Raw genomic sequence first — 9127 nt, 5'->3', positions numbered from 1 at the left:
TCGACATCAAAGAGGGATGAAGGAGCTCTATAAGAAGCGCAAAGAAACCATCGAGCGGCTCTTTGGGACAGCCAAAGAATACCACAACCTCCGTTATACAAGAGAGAAAGGCAAGTCCAAGATGGAAGATAAGGTTGGGCTTACTTTGGCGTGTTTGAATCTCAAAAAACTAGTAAAAATGAGGGTGGACAAGCATTTTTATTTTGTTCAAATGACTATTATTCTATCAAAAGATGGAATTTTAGCCTGACAAACAGAAAAAGACAAACACCATTTGGAATGTTTGTCTTCGGTCTGAGAGGTAGAACATAAGTTCTACCTGTTTTTGAGCTTTTCCGAAATTCTTCTAGTTTATTAACGGAATTTCTTCAAGCCTATGTTAGTCTTCAGACTTTTTCTTCCTCTTGTCTAAGCCAATCAGTCCCAAACCTGATACTCCCGCAAGTAAGCTTGCAGCTAAGTATGAAGTTTCTTCTGTACCTGTCTTAGGAAGGGATTTTGTCCCCTCGCTCTTAGAAAGTGATGGAGGTGCAGGCGTAATCGTCCGCTCTGACTGAACAGGATTTTTTGTCACAGTCGGAACGTAGACTGCTGAAATCGTCTGACCATTGCGGTCTTTGCGAATGACAGTCACGCCGTCAGCTTGATCGACAAAGCCAGTTTCCGGTACAAAGGTCACTGTGCCATCTGGCGCAATCGTGTAAGTTCCTTGGCCTGGAACAACCTTTTCAGTACTGCCATCCTCGAAAGTTGGAGGAACGGTTGGATCCACGTCTCCTTCAAAGATTGGTTTACCAGTCTGCGGCTGGCCTTTGAGACCGGTGCTGCCGGTATCTTCTGTGGCCGTGCTTCCCAAAACAGTTGGGGTATAGGTAGCCGTCACGGTATTTCCATAAATATCTGAACGCTTCACGACGACTCCGCGAGCAGTTCCAACAAAGTCTGCTTCCGGTACGAAGGTCACTGCCCCTAGCATAGTGAACCGATAAGTTCCTTCTCCTGGGACAACCATTTCGGTGCTGCCGTCCGCAAAGGTCGGTGCCACTGCCTGGTCAATCGCCCCTTCAAAAGTTGGCGTGCCCGTTTGAGCTTGGCCCTTGCGGCCACTGGATACACTGTCCTGACTAGTTGATGGTTCCACCACGGTTGGAATATAGCGAGCTGTCACTGAGGTGCCATTCTTATCACGACGGACAAGGGTCACACCGCTTCCCTGACCAAGGAAATCAGCTTCTGGAGTGAAGGTGACTGTCCCATCTGACGTGATGGTATAAGTCCCCTCACCCGGAATAGTCTTTTCCTTGCTTCCGTCTTCGAAGGTTGGTGCAATCGTCTCATCAATTGGAACCAATGGATTACCTGACTCAAATACAGGTTTGCCGGTTTGAACATGACCTTTGATATTCGTAGAGGTCGCATCTTTACCAGTTGGAGTAACCTTGGCAAACTCTGGACTGTAGGTAGCTGTTACTGGAGTGCCATTTTTATCGACACGTTTTACAGTCACTGAATCTGGTTTGCCTACAAACTGCTTGTCTGGTGTGAAAGTCACTGCTCCATCTGGAGTGATGGTGTATGTTCCTTGACCTGGAATCTTTTTCTCCTTGCTTCCATCTTCGAAAGTTGGCTCTACTGAGTCATCAATTGGAACAAGTGGGTCGCCTCCTACGAAGGTCGGTGTGCCAGTTTGCGCAACACCTTGAGGACCAGTGCTAGTCACATTGGTGCTAGTAGGAATCACTTTTTTCACTACCGCTTGGTACTTGACGGTTACTGGAGTGCCATTGGCATCGGTACGAGTCAATTCAAGTTCCGGTGTCTCACCCTTAAACTGCTTGTCTGGAGTGAAAGTCACCTTACCATCTGCATCCACTTCAAACTTACCAACATTCGGTACTTCTTTGACAGAAGAACCATTGTCAAATAACGGAGTCGAACCAGCTGGGAATGGAACATAGTCGTGCCCTGGAGTGAAGCTTACTTTGCCTTCTTGAACTTGGCCTTGCAAGCCTTCTGTCTTAGTGCCGGTACCTGTTGGAGTCACCTTGGTAAACTCTGGACTGTAAGTCGCAGTTACTGGAGTACCATTCTTATCCACACGTTTAACAGTGATTGAATCTGGTTTACCTACAAACTGCTTGTCTGGTGTGAAAGTCACTGCTCCATCTGGAGTGATGGTGTATGTTCCTTGACCTGGAATCTTTTTCTCCTTGCTTCCATCTTCGAAAGTTGGCTCTACTGAGTCATCAATTGGAACAAGTGGGTCGCCTCCTACGAAGGTCGGTGTGCCAGTTTGCGCAACACCTTGAGGACCAGTGCTAGTCACATTGGTGCTAGTAGGAATCACTTCTTTCACTACCGCTTGGTACTTGACGGTTACTGGAGTGCCATTGGCATCGGTACGAGTCAATTCAAGTTCCGGTGTCTCACCCTTAAACTGCTTGTCTGGAGTGAAAGTCACCTTACCATCTGCATCCACTTCAAACTTACCAACATTCGGTACTTCTTTGACAGAAGAACCATTGTCAAATAACGGAGTCGAACCAGCTGGGAATGGAACATAGTCGTGGCCTGGGGTGAAGCTTACTTTACCTTCTTGCACTTGACCTTGCAAGCCTTCTGTCTTGGCACCAGTGCCAGTTGGAGTTACTTTCGTAAATTCTGGACTATAGGTAGCCGTCACTGGAGTGCCATTCTTGTCCACACGTTTTACAGTGATTGAATCTGGTTTACCTACAAACTGTTTGTCTGGCGTGAAGGTCACTGCGCCATCCGGGGCAATCGTGTAAGTTCCTTGACCTGGAATCACTTTTTCCTTGTTGCCGTCTGCGAAGGTTGCCCCTACGGTTTCATCAATTGGAACTAGTGGGTCACCACCCGCAAAAATTGGGGTGCCAGTTTGTGGAACACCTTGAGGACCTGTGCTCGTTGTACTAGTACCAGTTGGAGTTACTTCTTTCACTACTGCTTGATATTTGACGGTTACTGGAGTTCCATTCGCATCAGTCCGAGTCAATTCGAGTTCCGGTGTTTCTCCCTTGAATTGTTTGTCTGGAGTGAAAGTAACCTTGCCGTCTGCATCCACTTCGAACTTTCCAACATTCGGCACTTCTTTGACAGAAGAACCATTATCAAACAGTGGAGTCGAATCCGTTGGGAATGGAACAGAATCATGGCCTGGAGTGAAGGAGACCTTGCCTTCTTGAACTTGGCCTTGCAAGCCTTCTGTCTTAGTGCCAGTACCAGTCGGAGTTACCTTAGTATACTCTGGACTGTATGTCGCTATCACTGGTGTACCGTTCTTATCCACTCGCTTCACAGTGATTGGATCTGGTTTACCCACAAATTGCTTGTCTGGCGTGAAAGTCACTGCGCCATCTGGTGCAATGGTGTAAGTTCCTTGACCTGGAATCTTTTTCTCCTTACTTCCATTTTCGAAAGTTGGCTCTACTGATTCATCAATTGGAACTAGGGAATCACCACCCGCAAACGTTGGAGTACCGGTTTGTGGAACACCTTGAGGACCAGTGCTAGTCGCATTGGTACCCGTTGGAGTTATCTTGGTAACAGTCGGCGTATAGCTAGCAGTCACTTCCGTGCCATTTTTATCAACACGTTTCACAGTCACTGGTGTTGGTGTACCTATATACTGTTTCTCTGGAGTAAAGGTGACAGAACCATCTGAGTTGATAGTGTATTCCCCTACTCCCTGAACAGTCTTCTTAGACTGACCGTCTTCGAAGGTCATAGGACTATCCATATCAATTGGAACAGCAGAGTCGCCAGAAGTAAAAGTAGGTGTTCCATTTTGTGGCTGACCTTGAATGCCAGTCGATTCAGCATTGGTGCCAGTAGGAGTTACCTTGGTAACGGTCGGTGTATAAGTCGCAGTTATTTCTGTACCGTTAGCATCGACTCGTTTAACCGTAACAGGAGTCGCCTTGCCAGTAAATTTCTTCTCTGGCTTAAAGGTGATGGAACCATCTGAATTAATGGTATAAGTTCCTTGATTAGCCACTACCAAAGTGTCAGTCCCATTTTCAAAGGTCATTGGCTTGGTCATATCGATTGGAACAGCTTGGTCACCTGGACTGAAAGTTGGCTTGCCACTTTGCGGTTGACCTTGGATACCAGTTGATTCAGCATTGGTACTAGTAGGCGTTACCCGTGTTACCGTTGGCGTATAGGTGGCAGTAACTTCCGTGCCGTTCTTATCTACACGTTTAACAGTAACTGAAGCTGGGGTCCCCACATACTGTTTGTCTGGGGTAAAGGTGATAGTACCATCTGAGTTGATGGTATATTCTCCTACTCCTTGAACTGTCTTCTTAGGTTGACCATCTTCAAAGGTCATTGGAGAATCCATATCAATCGGAACAAGTGGATCACCACCTTGGAAGCTTGGACTACCTGTTTGCGGAACCCCCTGAGGACCTGTGCTAGTCGCGTCAGTTCCTCTTGGAACCACTTCTTTCACTACTGCTTGGTATTTGACTGTAACAGGGGTGCCATTGGCATCAGTGCGAGTCAATTCAAGTTCTGGTGTTTCCCCCTTAAACTGCTTGACTGGAGTGAAGGTAACCTTACCATCAGAGTCCACTTCAAACTTACCGACATTCTGTACTTCTTTCACTGTTGAATGGTTATCAAACAATGGAGTCGAACCAGCTGGGAATGGAACAGAGTCGTGCCCTGGTGTGAAGGTCACTTTACCTTCTTGAACTTGACCTTGCAGACCTTCTGTCTTATTTCCAACACCAGTTGGCTTTACTGCTGTCACCGTTGCTTGATATTTTGCCTTAGCGATGGTACCGTTGACATCTGCACGACTGACTTCAATTTCAGGTGTTTTACCTACAAATGTCTTGACCGGGGTAAAGGTAATATTACCATCAATATCCACTTCAAACTTGCCAACATTTTCAATTTCTTTCACATTGGTACCAGTGTCAAAAATTGGGGTACTGTCTGCTGAAAAGCCTACTTCTGGTCTTCCAGCTTCAAAAGTAATCTTACCATTCTGAACCAATCCTTGTGGACCTTCAGTCTGATCGCCAGTCGCGTTTGGAATAACTTCTTCAACAGTAGGAGTGTAAGTAGCCGTTATTTCTGTGCCGTTAGCATCGACTCGTTTAACCGTAACAGGGGTCGCCTTGCCAGTAAATTTCTTCTCTGGCTTAAAGGTGATGGAACCATCTGAATTAATGGTATAAGTTCCTTGATTGGCCACTACCAAAGTGTCAGTCCCATTTTCAAAGGTCATTGGTTTGGTCATATCGATCGGAACTGCTTGGTCACCTGGACTGAAAGTTGGCTTGCCGCTTTGTGGTTGACCTTGCAGGCCTGTTGACTCAGCATTGGTGCTGGTTGGTGTGACACGCGTCACGGTTGGTGTGTAAGTAGCCGTTACTTCTGTTCCATTTGTGTCTACGCGTTTAACTGTTACTGGAGATGGGGTCCCCACATATTGCTTGTCTGGCGTGAAAGTAATCGTACCATCTGACTCAATGACATAAGTCCCGACCTTGTCTACCTTCTTGGTTGTTTGATTATCTTCAAAGGTCATTGGTTGGGCCATATCAATCGGCACAGCTTTGTCGCCTGGGGTGAAGATCGGCTTGCCACTTTGTTGTTGTCCTTGCAAGCCGCTTGAAACGGCATTGGTACTTCTTGGCGTCACTTCCGTCACGGTTGGCGTATAGGTTGCTCTTATTTCGGTGCCATTTTCGTCAACTCGTTTGACCGTCACCGAGGCTGGGGTTCCAACATATTTCTTATCTGGAGTAAAGGTAATAGATCCATCTGAATTGATGGTGTATTCCCCTACGCCCGCAACAATCTTCTTAAGTTGACCATCGTCAAAGGTCATTTGCTTGGTCATATCGATTGGGACCGCTGGATCGCCCTCCTTGAAGACTGGCGTTCCTGTTTGTGGAACACCTTGAGGACCTGATGAAGTAGCAGGTGTGCTGGTTGGTGTGACCTTGGTCACGTTCGGTGTATAGGTTGCAGTCACTTCTGTGCCGTTGGCATCGACACGTTTGACTGTAACCGGTGTTGCCTTGCCAGTGAATTGCTTAAGTGGCTTGAAGGTAATGGTATCATCTGAATTGATAGTATAAGTTCCTTCATTAGCTACTTCCAAGGTGTTCGTCCCATTTTCAAAAGTCATGGCTTTGCTCATGTCAATTGGGATTTGTTGGTCACCTGGGGTGAAGGTCGGCTTACCACTTTGTGCTTGACCTTGGAGGCCAGTTGATTCAACATTGGTGCTTCTTGGTGTTACTTGGGTCACATTAGGTTGGTAGCGTGCTCGGTGTGCTTTACCATCGGCATCACTGACTTGAACTACCACTGGGTCTGGCGTACCATAAAAAGTTTTGATAGGTTTGAAGGTCACTTGGCCGGTATTTGGATCTAATTCATAGGTCCCGACTTGCTGGCCATTGGACATGGCTGGCACCGTGTTGCCTGCTACTGTCTGACCGTTAGCATCCACAAAGCTGGCAGGATGGGTAGCGTCTGGCGTAACAGGAGGCGTATTCGCATCATCATCGTTAAAGACTAGCGTTTTGTTTTGTTCCAGTCCCTGAAGACCACTTGATTCGTAGTTTGGAATCTTACGAACTGTCGGTACATAACGGCCATCCATTGTAGTCAATTGATCATTTTTATTAGGGTCAGAAGCATCCGCTGAAGTCCATCCAGTTGATGTACCATTGCTGTCAGTCCAACGGATGTTAATTCCATCAGCAATTCCAGAAAATTCCGCATTTGGTGTGAAGACTACTTGAACATCATTGCCATTGACGGTCAAGCGATAGGTCCCTTCTGGACGAATATAGTTGCCATCAACAGGCGTCAGAGCATTGCCTTGTTTATCCAGAACCTGAGGCGCTTGGGTACTCATAACTGCATTGACACTGTCGTCTGAACGATCCGTTCCTTTAGGTGTGAAGTGAAGGACAGCAGTTTGAGTCTCACCTGTAAAGCCGTCCGTAGTCTGCTTTTCACCTTTAGGAGGATAAATGCGGTGTAAGAGCATATCTTCTACTTCACCACTAAAGGCAATACCGGTTGGTTGTTCAATATCACCTTTATTAGTCGCAATTCGGAAACGCATACCCAATTTGTCTACTTGACCGCCAGTAATATTTGGGTTGGCATTGAAGGTCAAGGTATAGTCACCAGCAGCTGTAATCTCTTGTAGGTTGCTACCTTCGCTTTCATTGAAGACTCCATCATTGTTGAAGTCTATCCATGCCTTGACATAGGATTTAGCATTGCCATTTGGATTAGCTTTGATTTTAATTGTGTAAGTTCCATTTTTTGCTTTGTCTAAATCAAGCAAATCATTAGAATTACTTAATTGATCGTCCGCTAGTAATTGGCTGGCACCCTCGTCCTTATGTTCCTTTTTATCGTCCAGAACCCAATTATTAGCTGTATCAACATCAATGTCTGCTGGAGTAGTCCCTAAGTAAGGCTGATTAATTAGCTTACCAGTCACCGAATCACGTCCTGAAATGGTATGGAAGGCTTCACCATAAGTCGCTGGCGCATCACTTCCATCCACCACTAAAAATCCCATCATCATAGCCTGTTGGCCAGATGATGCTACATAAAATCCTACTTCAGAAGCTCCGCGTGTCATCACCACAGGAACCGTCCGTTCGTTCGAACGGTTTGGTCCAAAGACCTGAGTCCCCAGACCACCTGTCACAGTATCCGGACTGAGGTACTTATACCAGTCTACGCTTGTATCTCTTAAGATTAAGAGACCTCTTCTCTTTACATTTTCATCATCCAGCATTTGCTTGGTAATAACGGTGTAGGCTTCTTTGGCAGTACTCTTATTCTTCCATTCACCGAGATATTCCCATCCTTCTCCGTTAGTAGTGAAGATAGCAAATTCACCTGGGTTGGCGTCTTCACCATCGGCCATAACCACCGTAGGGGCCACGCGCTTACCGAGATAGGTTGCCTCAATATTGAATTTCACTCCCCAGTTGGTAGAGTTCTCTGGATAGACAAGCTGCGTCTTTCGTCCTTGCGTATTAAAACCTTGATCACGGATAGAAGTCCATTGGTTCTGGATTGCCCCCGTCACTGTAGGAGGTGTTTTCCCATATTGTGGAGCAGACTTTAAGTATCCATTCTGAGCATTTGGGTCATAAGTATTTGCTGTCGGTGTTCCTTCAACCCGTTTTCTATAAGTTTCAGTCGAGTTAAAAGGTTTAAGCTCAGTGACCATCAGGGTTACTTCATAGCCAGGTGAAATTTCCTTCTTGAAGGTCGTTCCTACTTGGAGTCCGCCTCGTGAATCCAATCCTTTCCAACTTGCAGTATCCGAAAAATCAAGCCAAGTAATTTGTTTGGCTAATTGGGTACTATCTTTCTTGACAGATTCCTCCAAGCTTGGTTTAGGTACTCGTGGCGTAGAGGTAGCATCATCTGCCCCAGCTGGTCCAGTACCTATCGGAACTCCTGTTGTTACGCTTTTCTGTTGTCCAGTAGGTGTAGCATCCCGTCTCACACGACGAGAGCGATTAGGCTGAGCTAGATCTGCGGTTGCTTCTGACTTTTCAGCCACGACAGCCGCGTTGGATGTTTCTGGTTGAACAGTGATTGGCTGAGTATTCTCAACTGGTTTAGTTGCTGTAGATTCAGTAGATTCTTCAACTTTCTCAGGCTCTGAGCTTCTTGGACTAGGATTATCATCTGATTGAGGGGTCTCAGTAGCAAAAGCGAGTGCTGAACTTTCTTTTGCTTGTAAATGTTCAGAAGCCACAGTTTCAGCAGAATTCACTGATGATTCGGCTATTCCTGTTTGCGAAACTTCGTTTTGGGCACCAGAATCACTAGCTTCGTCAGCACTAACTTGTGCCGCTGCTCCCAAAAGAAGCAGGGTTGACAAGAGCACAGAACAAACACCGACGTTTAGTTTTCGAATCGAAAACTTACGCAGGTGAGGATTAAATAAATCTTTTCCCATAATAATCTCCTAAATAATCATCTAGTTACAATAGTTTTATTATACAACATTCCATTTTAGTTAGCTATATATATAACTATAATTATATAAAAAATTTTTAAAAAAATTGACACAAAGCATTTTATAGTCTAT

General features: G+C 45.8%; 1 protein-coding gene and 1 pseudogene. One reads left to right on the top strand and one right to left on the bottom strand.

What is annotated here, in order from left to right:
• Positions 1-305 (top strand): annotated as a pseudogene (locus tag K1I80_RS11245) (transposase); the annotation flags it as partial.
• 74 nt (positions 306-379) lie between these two features.
• On the opposite strand, the gene K1I80_RS11240 reads toward K1I80_RS11245, so the two are convergent.
• Complete coding sequence (locus K1I80_RS11240) at positions 380-8995, bottom strand: CshA/CshB family fibrillar adhesin-related protein (RefSeq protein WP_223313896.1); 8616 nt, start codon at positions 8993-8995, stop codon at positions 380-382.
• Positions 8996-9127: the final 132 nt, after the last annotated feature.

It is taken from the genome of Streptococcus sanguinis, from assembly GCF_019929225.1.
GTDB lineage: Bacteria > Bacillota > Bacilli > Lactobacillales > Streptococcaceae > Streptococcus > Streptococcus sanguinis_J.
Note: the sequence above shows the minus strand (reverse complement) of the source record. Positions and strands in the feature narration are given on the sequence as shown.